Annotated in this window: 19 protein-coding genes; 9 read left to right on the top strand and 10 right to left on the bottom strand. The window is 70.4% G+C overall.

The genetic code is table 11. From position 1 onward, the window contains the following. Nucleotides 1-345 precede the first annotated feature (345 nt). The 6 genes from AC3ET3_RS05885 to AC3ET3_RS05860 form a co-directional block, all read right to left on the bottom strand. The gene (locus tag AC3ET3_RS05885; RefSeq protein ID WP_432135092.1) at nucleotides 346-1,395 is read right to left on the bottom strand and encodes an aspartate-semialdehyde dehydrogenase; all 1,050 of its coding nucleotides are present in this window, start codon (nucleotides 1,393-1,395) and stop codon (nucleotides 346-348) included. 37 nt (nucleotides 1,396-1,432) lie between these two features. Further along, entirely contained in the window at nucleotides 1,433-2,710 is a 1,278-nt protein-coding gene (locus tag AC3ET3_RS05880; protein ID WP_432135091.1) for an aspartate kinase, read from the bottom strand. 141 nt (nucleotides 2,711-2,851) lie between these two features. Beyond that, nucleotides 2,852-3,445: a Uma2 family endonuclease gene (locus AC3ET3_RS05875; protein ID WP_435611740.1), complete on the bottom strand. Its 594-nt coding sequence runs from the start codon at nucleotides 3,443-3,445 to the stop codon at nucleotides 2,852-2,854. Nucleotides 3,446-3,495: 50 nt separating this feature from the next. After that, entirely contained in the window at nucleotides 3,496-4,644 is a 1,149-nt protein-coding gene (locus AC3ET3_RS05870; protein WP_435611739.1) for a hypothetical protein, read from the bottom strand. Nucleotides 4,645-4,961: 317 nt separating this feature from the next. Further along, nucleotides 4,962-5,147, bottom strand: coding sequence for a DUF397 domain-containing protein (locus AC3ET3_RS05865; RefSeq protein ID WP_435611738.1), 186 nt, complete (start codon nucleotides 5,145-5,147; stop codon nucleotides 4,962-4,964). Then, a complete protein-coding gene (locus tag AC3ET3_RS05860; RefSeq protein WP_435611820.1) occupies nucleotides 5,144-5,923 on the bottom strand; it encodes a helix-turn-helix domain-containing protein in 780 nt (259 codons plus the stop codon). The genes AC3ET3_RS05865 and AC3ET3_RS05860 overlap by 4 nt, the downstream gene beginning before the upstream one ends. A 102-nt stretch (nucleotides 5,924-6,025) precedes the next feature. On the opposite strand from AC3ET3_RS05860, the gene AC3ET3_RS05855 reads away from it, so the two are divergent. Both AC3ET3_RS05855 and AC3ET3_RS05850 read left to right on the top strand, forming a co-directional pair. After that, nucleotides 6,026-6,421 (top strand): hypothetical protein, encoded by a 396-nt coding sequence (locus tag AC3ET3_RS05855; RefSeq protein WP_432135087.1) that lies wholly within the window; start codon nucleotides 6,026-6,028, stop codon nucleotides 6,419-6,421. Nucleotides 6,422-6,756: 335 nt separating this feature from the next. Then, nucleotides 6,757-7,497, top strand: coding sequence for an NUDIX hydrolase (locus AC3ET3_RS05850; protein ID WP_432135086.1), 741 nt, complete (start codon nucleotides 6,757-6,759; stop codon nucleotides 7,495-7,497). Nucleotides 7,498-7,509: 12 nt separating this feature from the next. Here the strand turns inward: AC3ET3_RS05850 and AC3ET3_RS05845 are convergent, their stop codons facing one another. Then, nucleotides 7,510-8,886, bottom strand: coding sequence for an NsdA family TPR-like regulatory protein (locus AC3ET3_RS05845; RefSeq protein WP_432135085.1), 1,377 nt, complete (start codon nucleotides 8,884-8,886; stop codon nucleotides 7,510-7,512). A 183-nt stretch (nucleotides 8,887-9,069) separates the two neighbouring features. Between AC3ET3_RS05845 and AC3ET3_RS05840 the strand changes: the two genes are divergently transcribed. The 7 genes from AC3ET3_RS05840 to AC3ET3_RS05810 all read left to right on the top strand — a co-directional run bounded on the left by AC3ET3_RS05840 (nucleotide 9,070) and on the right by AC3ET3_RS05810 (nucleotide 14,752). Then, on the top strand, nucleotides 9,070-9,861 hold the full coding sequence (locus tag AC3ET3_RS05840) for a 2-keto-4-pentenoate hydratase (protein ID WP_432135084.1): 792 nt from the start codon (nucleotides 9,070-9,072) through the stop codon (nucleotides 9,859-9,861). 85 nt (nucleotides 9,862-9,946) lie between these two features. Then, nucleotides 9,947-10,816 (top strand): acetaldehyde dehydrogenase (acetylating), encoded by an 870-nt coding sequence (locus AC3ET3_RS05835; protein ID WP_432135083.1) that lies wholly within the window; start codon nucleotides 9,947-9,949, stop codon nucleotides 10,814-10,816. A gap of 13 nt (nucleotides 10,817-10,829) precedes the next feature. Then, a complete protein-coding gene (dmpG, locus tag AC3ET3_RS05830) occupies nucleotides 10,830-11,849 on the top strand; it encodes a 4-hydroxy-2-oxovalerate aldolase (protein WP_435611737.1) in 1,020 nt (339 codons plus the stop codon). Nucleotides 11,850-11,957: 108 nt separating this feature from the next. After that, nucleotides 11,958-12,188: an acyl carrier protein gene (locus AC3ET3_RS05825; RefSeq protein WP_432135081.1), complete on the top strand. Its 231-nt coding sequence runs from the start codon at nucleotides 11,958-11,960 to the stop codon at nucleotides 12,186-12,188. A gap of 8 nt (nucleotides 12,189-12,196) precedes the next feature. Continuing rightward, entirely contained in the window at nucleotides 12,197-13,045 is an 849-nt protein-coding gene (locus AC3ET3_RS05820; RefSeq protein ID WP_432135080.1) for an HpcH/HpaI aldolase/citrate lyase family protein, read from the top strand. Then, nucleotides 13,042-13,572, top strand: coding sequence for a MaoC family dehydratase (locus tag AC3ET3_RS05815; protein ID WP_432135079.1), 531 nt, complete (start codon nucleotides 13,042-13,044; stop codon nucleotides 13,570-13,572). The genes AC3ET3_RS05820 and AC3ET3_RS05815 overlap by 4 nt, the downstream gene beginning before the upstream one ends. 10 nt (nucleotides 13,573-13,582) lie before the next feature. Next, complete coding sequence (locus AC3ET3_RS05810; RefSeq protein WP_432135078.1) at nucleotides 13,583-14,752, top strand: GNAT family N-acetyltransferase; 1,170 nt, start codon at nucleotides 13,583-13,585, stop codon at nucleotides 14,750-14,752. Between the two features lie 43 nt (nucleotides 14,753-14,795). On the opposite strand, the gene AC3ET3_RS05805 is transcribed toward AC3ET3_RS05810, so the two are convergent. Genes AC3ET3_RS05805 through recR form a run of 3 tightly spaced genes read right to left on the bottom strand, consistent with a single transcriptional unit; the run spans nucleotide 14,796 to nucleotide 16,226 of the window. Beyond that, nucleotides 14,796-14,972, bottom strand: a complete 177-nt coding sequence (locus tag AC3ET3_RS05805; protein ID WP_432135077.1) for a hypothetical protein — start codon at nucleotides 14,970-14,972, stop codon at nucleotides 14,796-14,798. Then, entirely contained in the window at nucleotides 14,969-15,634 is a 666-nt protein-coding gene (locus AC3ET3_RS05800; RefSeq protein WP_432135076.1) for a DUF5063 domain-containing protein, read from the bottom strand. The genes AC3ET3_RS05805 and AC3ET3_RS05800 overlap by 4 nt, the downstream gene beginning before the upstream one ends. Continuing rightward, nucleotides 15,627-16,226 carry a recombination mediator RecR gene (gene recR, locus AC3ET3_RS05795; RefSeq protein ID WP_131563726.1) on the bottom strand — a complete coding sequence of 200 codons (600 nt, stop codon included), beginning with the start codon at nucleotides 16,224-16,226 and terminating at the stop codon, nucleotides 15,627-15,629. The genes AC3ET3_RS05800 and recR overlap by 8 nt, the downstream gene beginning before the upstream one ends. Nucleotides 16,227-16,288: the final 62 nt, after the last annotated feature.

Below are 16,288 nucleotides of genomic sequence, written 5' to 3'. Positions count from 1 at the left end.
CGCGGGTCGCCGCAAGGAAGTCGAGTACCTCAGCCACGCCAGTTGGACACGCGTGACCCCGTGGGGGTTGTACGCGGGTTGCGTTCTTTCCTGTGGATCTCCGTGCCCCCGTCCGTTCCGGCGCAGCACAACAGACGGCGTCCCGCTTCTCCTCATACGCCCCGCTTCTTCCCCTGTGTACCGGCGACCGGACGTCCCCACGTCCGGCCCACGGCGCCCCCTACGCACCGCAAAGACGCTCCCCGCCTCCACGCGGTTGCGGGAAAACGGGGAGCAAGCCTGTGTGCGAATCTTACAAAGGCGTTATCAGCCCTGGCCAGGCCCGATGGCGGATCACCGCCGGCCCTACCGCTCCACCGCCACCAGTTCCGCGATCTGCACGGCGTTCAGGGCCGCGCCCTTGCGCAGGTTGTCCCCGCAGACGAACAGCTCCAGCGCCGTCGGGTCGTCCAGCGCCCGGCGCACCCGGCCCACCCAGGTCGGGTCGGTGCCGACCACGTCCGCGGGCGTCGGGAACTCACCGGCCTCCGGGTTGTCGAAGAGCACCACACCGGGCGCGGTCGCGATGATCTCGCGGGCCCGGTCGACGGTGACCTCGTCCTGGAAACGGGCGTGCACGGTCAGGGAGTGCACGGTGACCACGGGCACCCGGACGCAGGTCACGGCGACCGGCAGCTTCGGCAGCCCGAGGATCTTGCGGGACTCGTCCCGCACCTTCATCTCCTCCGACGACCAGCCGTCCGCCCGCGCCGACCCGGCCCACGGCACCACGTTCAGCGCGACCGGCTCCGGGAACGGCCCGGTGTCGTCGCCCACGGCCCGGCGCACGTCACCCGGGCTGGTCCCCAGTTCGGTACCGGCCACCAGGGACATCTGCCGGCGCAGGGCTTCCACCCCGGCCCGGCCCGCCCCGCTGACCGCCTGGTACGACGACACCACCAGCTCGCGCAGCCCGAACTCGGCGTGCAGCGCGCCCAGGGCGACGATCATCGTCAGGGTCGTGCAGTTGGGGTTGGCGACCATGCCGCGCGGCCGGATCCGCAGTGCGTGCGGGTTGACCTCGGGCACCACCAGCGGCACGTCGGGGTCCATCCGGAAGGCGCCGGAGGTGTCCACGACCACCGCGCCCTTGGCCGCCGCGACCGGCGCCCACTGGGCGGCCACCTCGTCGGGCACGTCGAACAGGGCGATGTCCACCCCGTCCAGCGCCTCCTCCGAGAGCGCCGCCACCTCGACCTCCTCGCCGCGCACGGCCAGCTTGCGGCCGACCGAGCGCGGCGAGGCGATCAGACGGATCTCGCCCCAGACGTCCGCCCGGTGGGACAGCATCTGGAGCATCACCGTGCCGACGGCCCCGGTCGCTCCCACGACCGCGAGCGTCGGACGGTCCCTCATCGTCGTACGCCTCCGTACGATCCGGTGCGGCGGGCGGTCACCGCCCGGTGCCTCCGTAGACGACGGCCTCGTCGCTGTCGGAGTCGAGCCCGAAGGCGGTGTGCACGGCGCGCACGGCCTCGTTGACGTCGTCGGCGCGGGTGACGACCGAGATGCGGATCTCGGAGGTCGAGATCAGCTCGATGTTCACACCGGCGTCGGACAGGGCGGTGAAGAAGTCGGCGGTGACGCCGGGGTTCGTCTTCATGCCCGCGCCGACCAGCGAGATCTTGCCGATCTGGTCGTCGTAGCGCAGCGAGTCGAAGCCGATGCCGGTCTTCGCCTTCTCCAGGGCGTCGATGGCCTTGCGGCCCTCGGTCTTGGGGAGGGTGAAGGAGATGTCCGTCAGGCCGGTGGAGGCGGCGGACACGTTCTGCACGATCATGTCGATGTTGATCTCGGCGTCCGAGATCGCCCGGAAGATCGTGGCGGCCTCGCCCGGCTTGTCCGGCACGCCGACGACCGTGATCTTGGCCTCGGAGGTGTCGTGCGCGACACCGGAGATGATGGCCTGCTCCACCTTCTTGTCCCCTTGCTCAATCGGCTCACTGCTGACCCACGTGCCCTGCAGTCCGCTGAAGCTGGACCGGACGTGGATCGGGATGTTGTATCGGCGGGCGTACTCCACGCACCGGTGAAGCAGCACCTTGGAGCCGGACGCGGCGAGCTCCAGCATGTCCTCGAAGGAGATCCAGTCGATCTTCTTCGCCTTCTTCACCACGCGCGGGTCGGCGGTGAACACGCCGTCCACGTCGGTGTAGATCTCGCAGACCTCGGCGTCCAGCGCGGCGGCGAGCGCCACGGCCGTGGTGTCGGACCCGCCACGCCCGAGGGTGGTGATGTCCTTCTTGTCCTGGCTGACGCCCTGGAACCCGGCGACGATGGCGATGTTGCCCTGGTCGATGGACTGCCGGATACGGCCCGGCGTGACATCGATGATCCGGGCTTTGTTGTGGACCGAGTCGGTGATGACACCTGCCTGGCTGCCGGTGAAGGACTGGGCCTCGTGGCCCAGGTTCTTGATCGCCATGGCCAGCAGGGCCATCGAGATCCGCTCCCCGGCGGTCAGCAGCATGTCGAACTCACGCCCGACAGGCATCGGAGACACCTGCTCGGCGAGATCGATCAGCTCGTCCGTCGTGTCGCCCATCGCGGAAACGACGACGACCACCTGGTGGCCGTTCTTCTTCGCTTCCACGATCCGCTTGGCGACGCGCTTGATGCCCTCGGCATCGGCTACGGAGGAGCCTCCGTACTTCTGCACGACAAGGCCCACGTGCGCTCCTCGCTCAGTTTGTCGATTGCCCGATCAGTCTAACGAGCGTCCGAAATCCCCCTCTGGGATACCGCATGGTGAGACCCGCGGTCGACGCTCGGGGAGGACCCTGCCCAGTGTCACGCGAATGATGGCTGTGCGCTAAGTCTCAGGTCCGCATTCGGCGAGTTCCGCGAGCGGAGCGGTGTCCAGGGTGATGTCCACGGGGGCGGGGAGTGCGACCGTGGCACCGAAGGGCAGCTTCTCCTGGTGCCGGTAGCAGCCGCCCTCCGGGGCGTCGAAGACGACGACGGAACGGTCGTCCCGGTCGACGAGGAGGTACACGGGGATGCCGGCGGCGGCGTAACCGTCGGGCTTCTCGATCCGGTCGCGCCGGTCGGTGTCGGAGTCGTGCGACGTGACCTCGACGACCATGAGCACACCGGCCGCATCCGACCAGTCACCGTGCCCCTTCGCGAACCCGAACGGCGCGAGGACCCCGTCCGGACGTGCCCTGCCCTTCCGGTACTTCTCGACCCTGAGGCCCCGGTCCCCGTAGAGCCACAGCTCGGGGCGGTGCTGCATGCACAGTCGCTGCAACCAGGCGACGATCTGGTCGTGATTGCCGTCGGTCACCGGCTTGACCTGGACCCTTCCGTGGACGAACTCCAGCCGCACGTGCTCCGGGGCATGGCGTTCCAGTTCCTCGAACTCCTCGACGGACATCTGCGGCCGGTGCTCGGTCCTGGGGGTCATGGCGTCGCCTCCTCGGCACCATGGTGCCCCGACCGGCACCTCCCGCACGCTCATCGCGCCCTCTCCGCCCGGGGCCGCAGTCCGCCCGCCGCCCGCACCTCGGCCGCGCGGCGGGCGACGTCCACGACCTCGTACACGGAGTCGAACGCCGGGTCGGGGTCGGCCAGGAACGTGCTCGGGACGTATCCCGCGTCCAGCTCACCGGCCGCCTCCGCCGCCAGGTCCGCCTCGTACTCGGCACGGCACTCCGGGCACATCCCGCCCTCGATGCGCACCGTCCGCTCGTCCGCGTCGCAGGTCACGCAGCACATGATCACGCGGTCCACCCGGGCGCGGCGGGGTGCCGCCTTCTGCCGGATCCTGGCCTTCTTCGGGGGCATCTTGTCCTCCAGTCGTCTGCGGGCGAGTCCGCCCGGGTTGGTCACGTCGGACGGCAGCCCGTCCGTCAGGGCGCGGGTGAGGTCTTCGGGTGTCGAACCGCGCGCGAGCCACTCCGCGGCGAGGCCTTCGAGCGCCCGGCACTCGGATTCGGACAGCGGCATCCGGGCGTCGGTGTCCCGTAGCTCGGCGAGGGCTCGGTAGGCGGGCGTGGTGGCAGCCGGACCGGCCTGCGGTTCGGGGACGGTCGCGTGCGGTTCGGGGGCGGTGGCCTGCGGTTCGGGGGCGGTGGCCTGCGGTTCGGGGGCGGTGGCCTGCGGTTCGGGGGCGGTGGCCTGCGGTTCGGGGGCGGTGGCCTGCGGTTCGGGGGCGGTCTGCGGTTCATCGGCCGGCGGTGCCTGCTCCGGCGGTGCCTGTTCCGGCGACGCCTGTTCCGGCGCGGCCCCTGCGGGCGGCTCCTCGATGCGCGCCAGCCCCGGGCGGTGGTCCTCGTACACGACCCGCCCCTTGCGCATCCGCGCGAAGTCCGCCCACCACTCGGCCGACCTGCGCGTCCGCGACCAGTACGTCCGCGTGACCCACCACATCGAGTTGTCCTCGATCACGAGGTGCTCGCGGATGTGGCACAGGTGCCCGGCGTCGGTGAGGCGCTGCATCGACGTACGGACGGCCTGCTGGCCGTAGCGGGGGTGCACGGCGGCGAGGGCCTTGTAGCCCATCGCGTGGCCCTCGTCGAGGTGGTCGATGAAGACGGCGATCTCACGGTCGCGGGGGCGCAGGTGTGCGAAGTCCGCGTCGGCGTGCGGGTCTTCGTCACCCACGGGGCGTTTGCCGTAACCCGTTTTGGCCATGGGGTGGGACGGGGACGGCAGGGCGGGACTAAGGTGAGCGCAAGCCACGATCGAAGGCTCGATTCGATTCGTCGGTCCAGGCCCCGGAGCCGGTGTTGGCGCACCGACCGGGGCCGTTTCTGTTGCCGCGAACCTAGAGCCGCGTCACGCTCCGCCGCAAGCCGATCACCGAACGTCACCCATTCGGGCTAGGCGTCGTCAACTTCCGTTCAAGATGGGTTGGTTGGGTTGAATTTCAACCAACCCAGAACCCGGAAAAGAGCTTGGAAGGGCTCGAAGCCCGAGGCTCAAGCCCCGGGCCGAAGTGCGGCGAGGAACGCCGACCAGGCGGGAGCGGTGAGACGGACGTGAGGGGTGGTGGGGGTCTTCGAGTCGCGGATCTGGACGGCGGCGGAGGCTATGCGGACTTCGACGCAGGCGCCGCCCTCATCGTCGCTGTAGCTGGACCTGTGCCACTGCCGATGCTCGCTCACTGCTTCTTCACCACTTCCTCGATGAATCCGGCTGACTCAGCGGGGCTGAGTGCCAGGGCGCGGATCATGCTCATCCGCTCGGTCACATTACTGACCGTCTCCGGGTCAGCAGAGAGTTCGCTCGCGAACTGCCCCTCGGTGAAGGCGAACCGCTCGTGGTCCCGAGTCTCCAGCAGAACCATGGGCCCCATTAGCGCCGCCGGGAACGTGGCCCTCTCGAACGGCAGCACCTGGATATGGACGTTCGACAGGCGAGAATCCGTCAGCAGACGCTCCAGTTGCTCGGCGGTCGCGAACGGGCTGCGCAGAACCGCCTCGTAGAGAACGAAGCACAGGCCGACCGGCGGCTTACGCATGGCCAGGCTGGCCTGACGCTCCATGCGTCCCTCGATCCGCTGCTCGATCGTCTCTTCTTCGAGCGGCGGGTATCGGTGCTGGATCAGCCGACGCGCGTACCCCTCGGTCTGCAGAAGGCCCGGCACCAGGCTGGTCTCATACCACCAGAGACTGATGGCCTCCTTCTCCCGTTCCATGAACTCCTGCGCCCTCGGCGGAAACTTCTCCCTGCTCAAGTAGTCCTTAGCCGCCCTCAGCAACCCCTCCGCCCCGCACAACTCGTCCGCCACGTCCAGCACTCGGGGCGTCGGCATGCGCGCCCCCTGCTCCATTGCCTTGATCGTGTCCGGGGAGTAGTTGGAGGCGGCGGCCAACTCCTCCCGGGAAACGTTGGCCTTCGTCCGCCAGCGCTTCAACTGGTTGCCGCTGAAGCGCCACATGGGGGGCGACTGGGTCACGGACCGCACCTCCGACCGGTACACCGCGCTGTGTATCACCTGGGTCACTACCGAGCGTAGCCGCGCGACGGCGATCGTGTGACCATGACGAGCACAATGCACCGCCCCGACTGGGTCCCGGCGGCCGGCCACCAACTCCGTCTGGTCGGCGTGTACTTCGACGCGGTACGGGTCGAGGGCCGCAGGGGTGAGGCCGTCGCCGAGTGGCTGGTCGAGCGGTCGGACGGGGACGCGGGCCCGATCGTGTGCGAGGCGGGCGGGAGCCGCTGGGTGTACTTCCTGCTCCCACCCGGCATGTCCCAGGGCTACGACTGGCCCCTGGGCGTGCAGCGGCTCGGCGGCCGGGGCGAGCACACCGTCACCTACCTCGGCATCCCGGCCCTCGACGGCGACACCTGGCCCCTGCGCTGGTACAGCGAGCCGACCCGCACGGCTCCGTACGTCGACCCGCCGGCGCTGCACGCCACCCTGACTCGCTGAGTAACCGTGGGGACCACTTGCTCCTCGGTCGCTGTCGTGATTCGCCGACCCGTGCCAGGGCCGATCTCGCTTCGGTCAGGCAAGCTGGCAGAGGGTCCGAGCGGCGCCCGAGATGTCGATCCACGCCGTCGCCGAGTCCGCGCTCGGAGCTGCGCGTCCGCGCGCCGTGCTGTACACGGTCGGAGGCTCGGTTGTCGGGCGCCGCAGAAGCCGGCGGAAGACTGTACGAGCGAAGCTTCGGAGTCGCGGTTGCCGCGTCGTCGTGTGCCACTCCGCGATGCCGTCCGACGAGAGCTGTCCCCGGCCGGTTGGGCGGCGAGTCCTACGATGAGCCGGTGACCGAGACGCTGCCCCCTGCGGGGGCTGACCTCATCGACGCCGATCAGCTTCAGTTGATCGAGTCCGCGGAGCCGCCGCTGTCTCCGCGGGACGCAGCGGCCCGGGACCGGGTGTGGGATGCGGCGGCCCGGGCCAATCCCGGCCTCTTCGACGGTCCCGTGGTGGCCTGCGGGGGGCTGGAGTGGGCGGGTACGCGCGTCCTCCGCCTGACCTGGGTGCGGGTGACCTACCGGCATTACGCACTGCGCCGGGTTCCGGGCACGACCGCGTTGCCCTCCCTGTTCGTGAACGTCGTACAGCCGACCACTGATGGCCGTGTGCTGGCGGTGAGGATGTCCTCCTCCACGGCGGCCCCGGGCCGCTGGCAGCTCCCGGGAGGGTCTGTGGAGCCTCCCCAGGACGGGGAGGTCCTGGACGAGTCAGCCCTGGCCGGGCAGGGCGCGCGGGAGCTGCTGGAGGAAGTGGGGATCGGCGCGGCTGCCGAGCACCTGAAGCTGTGGGTGGTCACCCGGGGCGAGAACGACAGTGTCGGCCTGACCTATCTGGCTCCCGCCTTGCCCGAGACGGTGCTTCGCGCGGGATTCGCCGCAGCTGCGGACGCCGACCGTGCCCAGGGCCGTACTCCTGAACTCGACGATATGGCCCTGGTGCGCGCCCCGGGTGAGCTGGCCGGCCTGGCCGGTCCACACGCGGACTACCTGGAGCCGATCGTCCGCCGCTACTTCGGGCATCGCTGAGGGTGGGCTGCTTCAGCCGTTGGCGAGGAAGTCGCGTCCACGTTCGTCGAGTTCGTTCACGCACCGCAGGCCACGGGCTCGGAAGCGTGCCAGGTCGCTGCGCATGCGGGCCACGGCCTTGCGGGTGCGGACGGATCGGACGCCGCTCATGTGGTCCATGGCCCGGTGCCAGATGGCGCACGCCTGCTCGATGCTGCCGCGCTTGAGGTGCATCTCCGCACCGGCGACCATGTCCAGGGCGACGATCCGCGCGTAGGTGTCGGCCGGGCGGGCCGTGGCGGCCAGCGCGTAGTGCTCGGCTGCGGACCGATGGTCGCCGAGAGTCTCGTAGACCTTGGCGGCGCGGGAGTGCACGGAGGCGGCCGGCGGTCCCCAGGTCAGTGCCCAGAACTGTGGCTCGTCGCCGGGCGCATCGGTCAGCAGGCCGCGGGCGTGCTCGGTCTCGGCCAGTGCCGCGCGGCGCTTGCCGCTCTTGGCCAGGGTGTGGGCGTGGACGACGCGGAAGAGGGCTTCCGTCTGGGCATCCACGTGCCCTTTGGCCCGGTTCAGGCCGGTCTCGGCAAGGCCCAGGCAGTGCTCGGGGCGGTGGAGCTTGAGGCCCTGCATCGCCATGGTGCGCATGACGAAGCCGTCGTGTCCGCGCAGGCCGGACTCGGCGGCCAGGGCGTAGGACTGGAGGTAGTAGCGCTGGGCCAGTCCCTGTTGTCCGGCGTCGTACGACTTCCAGCCCAGTAGGTGGACGCCGCGGCTGGCGGCGGAGAGCATCTGCCGGCGGACGTCGTCGGTGCTGAACCGGGCCCGGCACAGCGGGGCGACGTCGTCACGGAGGTAGGCGACCAGGGCGCTGCGGCCATGCTGTCCGCCATGGCGCTCGTCCATCTCGGAGAACGCGGTGATCATGTCTCGGACGGCGGCGACCTCGGCCGTGCCGACGGTGTGGCCGGTGCGGGTGACGGCGGTGGTGCGGGCTGCGATGTCCTGGAGGTGATGGAGGGGCAGGGCTGCGGCTGCTACGGAGTAGGCGGAGGCCGTCAGGAGGCTGCGGCGGTCCAACTCGTACCTCCACATCGGCAGCAGGGCGTCCAGCGGGTCACTCGCGAGCGACAGCCCGGTGGCGTCACTTCCAGTGTCCGCCGACGAGGGCAGGCCGAGGTCGGCGGGGGTCAGGATGCGGCCCAGGCGCCGGGAGAGCGCGACCGCGAGGAATACGGGCGTGTGCCCGCGAGGGACAGAGCCGCGGCACCAGTGTTCGATGTTGGACTTGTTGGTGCGTAAGCGCGTGCCGCATTCGGCTGCGACCGCGCAGACCTGCTTGGCCAGCGCCTCGTAAGTGAGACCGGACTCGGCGACAAGAGCCCTGAGCCGGACGTTCGGCGTGCGCGTGGTCATGAGCACCTGCCCCGTATACGCGATATACCGCTTGGTCTGCCCGCCACCGTACCGCCGTGCGGCCTAAGTCGGTTGACTCTTCATCAGGCCCGATGCACGGCGGCGGGCAGCGCCGCCCGGATCTGCTCCCGTGCCCACGACTGCTCCCCGAACAGATGCCGCACGTCCCAGGGAGGGATTGCCATGGATGCCGAGGATGACCGCTGGATCGCCAGTACGGCATCAGCTCTGCTGGCGGCCGAGTACGAGCGAGTCCCGATCGACGCGCTGACTGTCCGACAGCCGGGCCTGGCGTTGGAAGCCGCCTACCGGGTGCAGGCTGCGGTGATCGCACGGCGGGTCGCCGCCGGTGCCCGCGTTGTCGGTCACAAGGCCGGTGTGACCTCGAAGGCCATGCAGGAACAGATGGGCGTCGGCGAGCCGGACTCCGGTGTCCTGCTCGACGACATGGTGCTGCCCACCGGAGGCGTCCTGGAGCGTTCCGTGCTGATGCGGCCACGGGTGGAGGCGGAGATCGCGTTTCGTCTCGGCTGCGACCTCGGGGGGCCGAGAGTAGGCCTGGAGGAGGCCCGGGCGGCGGTTAAGGAGGTGTTCCTCGCCCTGGAGGTGATCGACACCCGGTTCACCGGCTGGCGGATGACGGTCGCGGACAGCATCGCCGACAACGCTTCCTGCGCGCGGGTCGTCACCGGCCACCCGGTGCCGCTGGACACGGGTATGGACCTGGCCGCCGAGCCCCTGGTCGTCAGCGTCGGCGGCGCCGCTGTCGTCACCGGGGAGGGCCGCGCTGTCCTCGGCGATCCGCTTCGAGCCCTGGTCTGGCTCGCCGGACGGCTGCACCGCGTCGGCGGCGGCCTGCGCGCCGGCCAGCTTGCCCTGGCCGGAGCCGTTCACGCCAGCCTCCCCCTGGAGGCCCCGAGCACGGTGCATGCCCGCTCGCAGCATCTGCCGTCGGTGGAGTTGCACGTGCGCTAGCTGTCCTTCGCCCCGCGTCACGTTCGCAGGGCGCCGCACCTCCTACTCAATCTACCTTTCCGTCACCTTGCGAAAGGAGCGGCCGATGGCCGCTGATGAACAGCGTCTGCGTGTCGCCGTACTCGGCGCGGGCCTGATCGGAACAGACCTCGTCGACAAGATCTGCCGGACGGCGAAGCTGGAACTGGCCCTCGTGGCCGGCCGCGACCGGGACAGCCTGGGACTGCGCCGGGCGGCCGAGATGGGTCATCCGACCACCGCGGGCGGAGTCCGTGCCCTGCTGGACTCCGGTCCCTTCGACGTGGTCTTCGACGCTACGAACGCCGAGAATCACGCCGAGCACTGGGCGGCTCTTCGCCCGACCGGCGCAACCCTGGTCGATCTCACCCCCACCGGCTCCGGCACGATCCTCGTGCCCGGCATCAGCGACCACCGCCCGGGAGCCCACCGGCACTTCAACCTGATCAGCTGCGGCGGGCAGGCGGCCATCCCGGTCCTGCACGCCATCGCCCAGCGCTGCACCCCCACCTACATCGAGGTGGTCTCCACCGCAGCGAGCGCGAGCGCCGGCCGAGCCACCCGCCTGAACCTGGACCAGTACATCGCCGCCACCGCCGCCGCCATCCACGCATTCACCGGGACCCGGCAGGTGAAGGTGCTGGTCAATCTCAGCCCCGCGCGGCCCGCCCCGCCGTTCCGGGTGGCCATGACCGTCCTCGCCGACGGCATGAGCCCGGCATCGGTGCGCACCGGCATCGCGGCCGCCGCCGACACCGTGCGCACCTATGCACCCGGGTACCAGGTGACCTCCCTCGCCGTGGAGCCGGGCCGCATCTCGGTCGCGGTGGAGGTGACCGCCTCCGGCCGCCGCCTGCCCCGCCACGCCGGAAGCGTCGACATCATCAACGCCGCCGCCGTCCTGCTCGCCGAACAGTCGGCCGCCGCCCCGCGATGAAAGGACACACCCCATGAACAGCCCCGAGCGGCCCCGGATCCTCCTGCACGACCCGACACTGCGCGACGGCCACCACGCCGTCGGCCACCAGTTGGACACAGACCAGCTCCGCGCCTACGCCACCGCCGCGAACGCCGCGAAGGTGCCCGTGGTGGAAGTCGGCCACGGCAACGGCCTGGGCGCCTCCAGCCTCCAGATCGGCCGCGCCAGGCTCGACGACGCCACGATGCTCACCACCGTCCGTGCGGCCCTCACCTCGTCCCGGATGGGCGTGTTCATGGCCCCGGGCTGGGGTACCTCCGGTGACCTGACGGCCGCTGTCCGCCACGGCGCCGACATCGTGCGCATCGCCGCGCACTGCACGGAAGCCGACGTCACCGAACGCCACCTCGGCGTCGTCCGCGACCTCGGCGCCGAAGCCCAGGGCGTTCTGCTCATGAGCCACATGGCCGGCCCCGGCGAACTCGCCGAGCAGTGCGCCCTGATGGTGGAGTTCGGCGCCCAGGCCGTCGGCATCATGGACTCCGCGGGCCACTACCTCCCTGCCGACGTCACCGAGCGCGTGCAGGCCATCGTCGCCGCCGTCGACGTACCGGTGATCTTCCACGGCCACAACAACCTGGGGCTGGCGGTGGCCAACTCGCTGGCCGCCGTCGATGCCGGCGCATCGGTCATCGACGCGACCGCACGCGGATTCGGCGCCGGAGCCGGCAACACGCAGCTCGAAGTCCTCGTGGCCGTCCTCGAACGCCGCGGCATGGACACCGGGATCGGGCTCCGCGAGATCCTGGCCGCCGCCGACGTCGCCGACGATCGCCTGATGAAGGGCCCGCCGGTCACCGACTCGATCGCCGTCGTCAGCGGGCTGGCCGGGGTGTTCTCCGGCTTCAAGCGGCCGGTCCTGGAGATCGCGCGCACCGAAGGTGTCGACCCCCTCGACCTGTTCCTCGCCCTCGGCGAGCGTCAGGTCGTCGCCGGCCAGGAAGACCTCATCGGCGAGGTCGCCCGACGGCTGAAGACGACCAGCCGATAGCCCGCGTCAGCGCGCCGGCGACGGCCGTCTCCAGCCCGGCCGGACCGCCCCAGGGCGGCCGTCGCCCTGTCCGGCCTCTTCCCTCCACTGCCTCCGAGAGGACCGATCGTGAACGAGGACCTCACCCGCATCCTGCTCGACGACCTCAACCTTCCGGCTGACCGGCTCACCGGCGAAGCCGGCCTCGACCACGCAGGACTCGACTCGCTCGCCGTCGTCGAACTCTCCGTCCTGCTCGCCGAGCGCTACGGCATCGACGTCAGTTACCGGGAGATCGAACACACCGCCACCCTCAAGGAGCTGGACCAGCTCATCACCGCCAAGCGAAGCACGAGGTGACCACCCGCATGACCAGCGTCAGCACCAGCCGCCGCCCCGGACGGGCCTGGATCATCACACCCGGCCTGCGCCGAGACCGCTTCGCCGGCGCACGCACATCCGGCGCCGCGGTCGCCCTCGTCGACATCGAGGACTCCGTCGCCCTCCACGACAAGCAGGACGCCCGCACCGCCGCGGAAGACTTCTTCGTCACCGGCCCTCCGTGCACCCTCGGTATCCGGATCAACGGCCTCACGACGATCGAGGGCATGAAGGACCTGGCGGCCCTCGCCGGCTACACCGCCCGGCCCGGCCTCATCGTGATCCCCAAGGTCGAATCCCCCCGCGACATCGAACTCGTCGCCGCCGCGCTCGACGCCGACGGCTACACCCCCGACATCTGGGCGCTGATCGAAAGCCCCCGGGCCTTCGACACCCTCCCGTCGATCATGCAGGCGCCCCGGCTCGGCGGCGTGATCTTCGGCTCCGCCGACTACGCCGCCTCCGTCCGCTGCGGCCTGAGCTGGGACGCCCTCCACTACGCCCGCTCGGCTCTCATCAATGCCGCCTGCGCCGCGAGCATCCCCGCCATCGACGCCCCCACCTGGGAACTCAACGACCCCGACACCTTGCGCCGCGACGCCGAGCGCGCCAAGGACCTGGGATTCTCCGGGAAAGGCTGCGTCCACCCCCGCCACGTGCAGGTGATCAACGACGTCTTCACACCCACCGCCGAGGAGATCGCTCAGGCCCGGGTCGTCGTCGCGGCCGCCGATGCCAGCGGCGGAACGGTGACCACCGTGAGCGGGCAGATGCGCGGCACCCCCTTCTTCAACGCCGCCCGCGCGGTCGTCGCCGAAGCGGACCACACGCCGTGAGCGCCGGCCTGCCCCACGGCTACCGCCGGATCGGCGAGGCTCGCGTACGGGAGAACGTCGGCCTCTCCTACGAAGAACTCGTCCCCGGCCTGGTCATCGAGCACCGGCCCGGCCGGACCATCCTCGAAGCCGACAACCTCATCGGCACCGCTCTGAGCGGCAACGTCGCCCCCCTCCACACCGACGCCCACTACAGCGGCCGGACCCGGTGGGGCCGCATCCTGGTCTGCTCCGGCGTCACCCTCAATCTCGTCGGCGGTATGACCGTCCGCAGCGTCAGCGGCATGACCAGCGCCAACCTCGCCATCGACCAGGTGCGGTTCACCGCCCCCGTCCACATCGGCGACACCCTGTACGCCGAGACGGAGATCCTCACCCGCAGGGTCTCGGAGCGCCGTCCCGACACCGGGGTCATCACCTGCCACACCACCGCCCACAACCAGGCGGGCACCAGCGTCCTCGCCTTCACCCGTGCCTTCCTCGTGCCCTTGGACGCCGACGCCGCCCGCAACGCCACCCGCTACTGAAGGCCGGCTCATGAACAAGATCCTCACCTTCACCCCCGCCGACGAGGGACTGTGGGAGCAGTACGACCAGCTCGCCGCACGCGCCTACGGTCATCCGGTCGGCGACATCACCCACCTGCGCGAGCACGCCGATCTTCGAGTCGCCGTTCGCGGCGGCCGGGTCGTCGCCGGCGGCCTCGGCCTCTTCGTCGACCAGTTCTTCGGCGGTGCCCCCGTCCCCAGCGCCTGCCTCGGCGCCGGCTGCGTGGCCCCCGAGGAGCGCGGCGACCGCCTCGCAGCCGACATGACGGCCGCACGACTGCAACCCCTGATCGAGCGAGGCGCGGTCGTCTCCGCGATCACCACGTCCTCAACCGGTTACGCCCGCCGCCTCGGATGGGAAGCCCCCACCGACGTCCTCGCCTGGGAAGTGGCCACCGACGACCTCAAACGCGCCTACACGCTCGGGAACTTCGAGGTCGACCACGGACTCACAGACGAAGCCGAAGCCCTCCAGCGGGACCTCGCCCGCGAATGGAACGGGCCGATCGACCGCCCCTCCTGGTGGGCCCGGTGGAAGCAGGCCAAGAGCGACCTCATCACCTACCGCTTCGCCCTGCCCGGCCACCCCACAACCGGTCTCCTCAACCTCACGACCACACGGCATCAGCGCCACGGCATGAACCTGGTCGTCCACGACTTCTGGGCCGCCAACCAGCCCACCGCCGCCTCCATGCTGGCCTTCCTCGGCCGCCACGACACCCGCGCCCGCGCTATCACGTTCCGCCGTGGCGCCCTCCCGCCCTACCCGACCCTTCTGCACGGCCTGCACCATCACCGCACGAACGCCGAAGCCTGGCACCCCTGGATGCTGCGCATCCTCGACGCCCCCAAAGCCATCCAGCTCCGCGGCTGGCCTGCCGACCTCACCACCGTCGTGCCGATCGAGATCGAGAACGAGACCGGTGAGCAGGACAGGTGGATGCTCCGGATCGAGGCGGGAGCGGCCGAGATCACCCCCACACTCATCGAGGGACACGCCACCTTCACCCGCCACCAGCTCGCGGTCTGGTACGCCGGCGGTTACCGGTCGACCGCCTCGGCTCGTATGGCCGGAGTCCGCGCCGTATCAGAGCAAGGGCTCACAACTCTGATCCGTAGCACGACACAGCTCGAACCCTGGCTGCCCGATCACTTCTAGCCGCCCCGCCCGAAGCTCCCGAAGCGCTCCGCCCATTCGGTTGTCACGGTGCGTCAGGCACCGGATCAATGCCCTGTTCGATCCGGTGGTGGGCGACGATCGACATCTCGGTCGTCTTGCGGGCCGCCTGCTCGCGGGCCTTCCAGTCGGCGTCGGACACACCGGGCTGGCTCGCCCGGATCCTGCGCTTGGCCTCGGCCCAGGTCCGGTACTCGGTCATCCTCGCTGCCCCGGCTGCATCCCCAGCGGTCCCGCGATCTCCTGGGCCATGACGCGGCCCGCCTCGAACTCCAGGGTGTCGTCGCCCATGCCCTGGTCGGTGTCCAGGCCGTCGAGTTCTTCGAGGGGCTGGTCCAGGCGGATGTGGGCGAGGACGGAGTGCAGGGCGCGCAGGGTGGCGGAGGCCGTGGAGCCCCAGTTGGAGAAGTAGGAGAACTGCCACCACCACAGGGCCTCGGTGGTCCGGCCCGCGCGGTAGTGGACCATGCCGTGGCGCAGGTCGGTGATCACGTCGGCGAGGTCGTCGGAGATGCGGGCGGGCACGGGTGCCTTGCGCGGCTCGTAGGGGTCGAAGACCTCGGAGTAGATGTCGATCGGGTCGAGCAGGCGGGCAAGGTTCTCGCGGAGGCCGTCCACGTCCGGCTCCGGGCCCGGGTCGGGCTCGTAGCGCTCGTCGGGGACGATGTCCTCGTGGGCGCCCAGCCGGCCGCCGGCCAGCAGGAGCTGGGAGACCTCCAGGAGGAGGAAGGGGACCGCCGAGCCCGGCTCGTCACCCTTCGCGACCTCCGTGACGGCCACCAGGAAGCTCTCCACCTGGTCCGCGATCTGGACCGCGAAGTCGTCCGGGTCGTGCTCGGTCGCGTGCAGCGTGGCGTCAGACATCTAGGAGTCGTCTCCCCTCGAAGGCGCGGCCGAGGGTGACCTCGTCCGCGTATTCCAGGTCGCCGCCCACCGGGAGGCCGCTGGCCAGGCGGGTGACCTTCAGGCCCATGGGTTTGATCATGCGGGCGAGGTACGTGGCCGTGGCCTCGCCTTCCAGATTCGGGTCCGTGGCAAGGATCAGCTCCGTGACCGTCCCGTCGGCCAACCGCGCGAGAAGTTCTCGTATACGCAGGTCGTCGGGTCCGACGCCCTCGATGGGGCTGATCGCGCCGCCGAGGACGTGGTAGCGGCCCCGGAACTCGCGGGTCCGCTCGATCGCGACGACGTCCTTCGGCTCCTCGACGACGCAGATGACGGCAGGGTCGCGGCGGGCGTCGCGGCAGATGCCGCACAGCTCCTCCTGCGCCACGTTGCCGCAGGTGGCGCAGAAGCGGACCTTCGCCTTGACCTCCATCAGGGCCTGCGCGAGACGGCGTACGTCCGTCGGCTCGGCCTGCAGGATGTGGAAGGCGATCCGCTGCGCGCTCTTGGGACCGACGCCGGGCAACCGCCCCAGTTCGTCGATGAGGTCCTGGACCACGCCTTCGTACAACGGACTGCCGTCCTTTCCTGTCTTTGCTGTACGTACGGTAATCGGCCCCGGGTGTCTGAGAA

Source organism: Streptomyces sp. bgisy159 (assembly GCF_057707805.1).
This window is presented reverse-complemented; position numbering and strand designations above follow the sequence as displayed.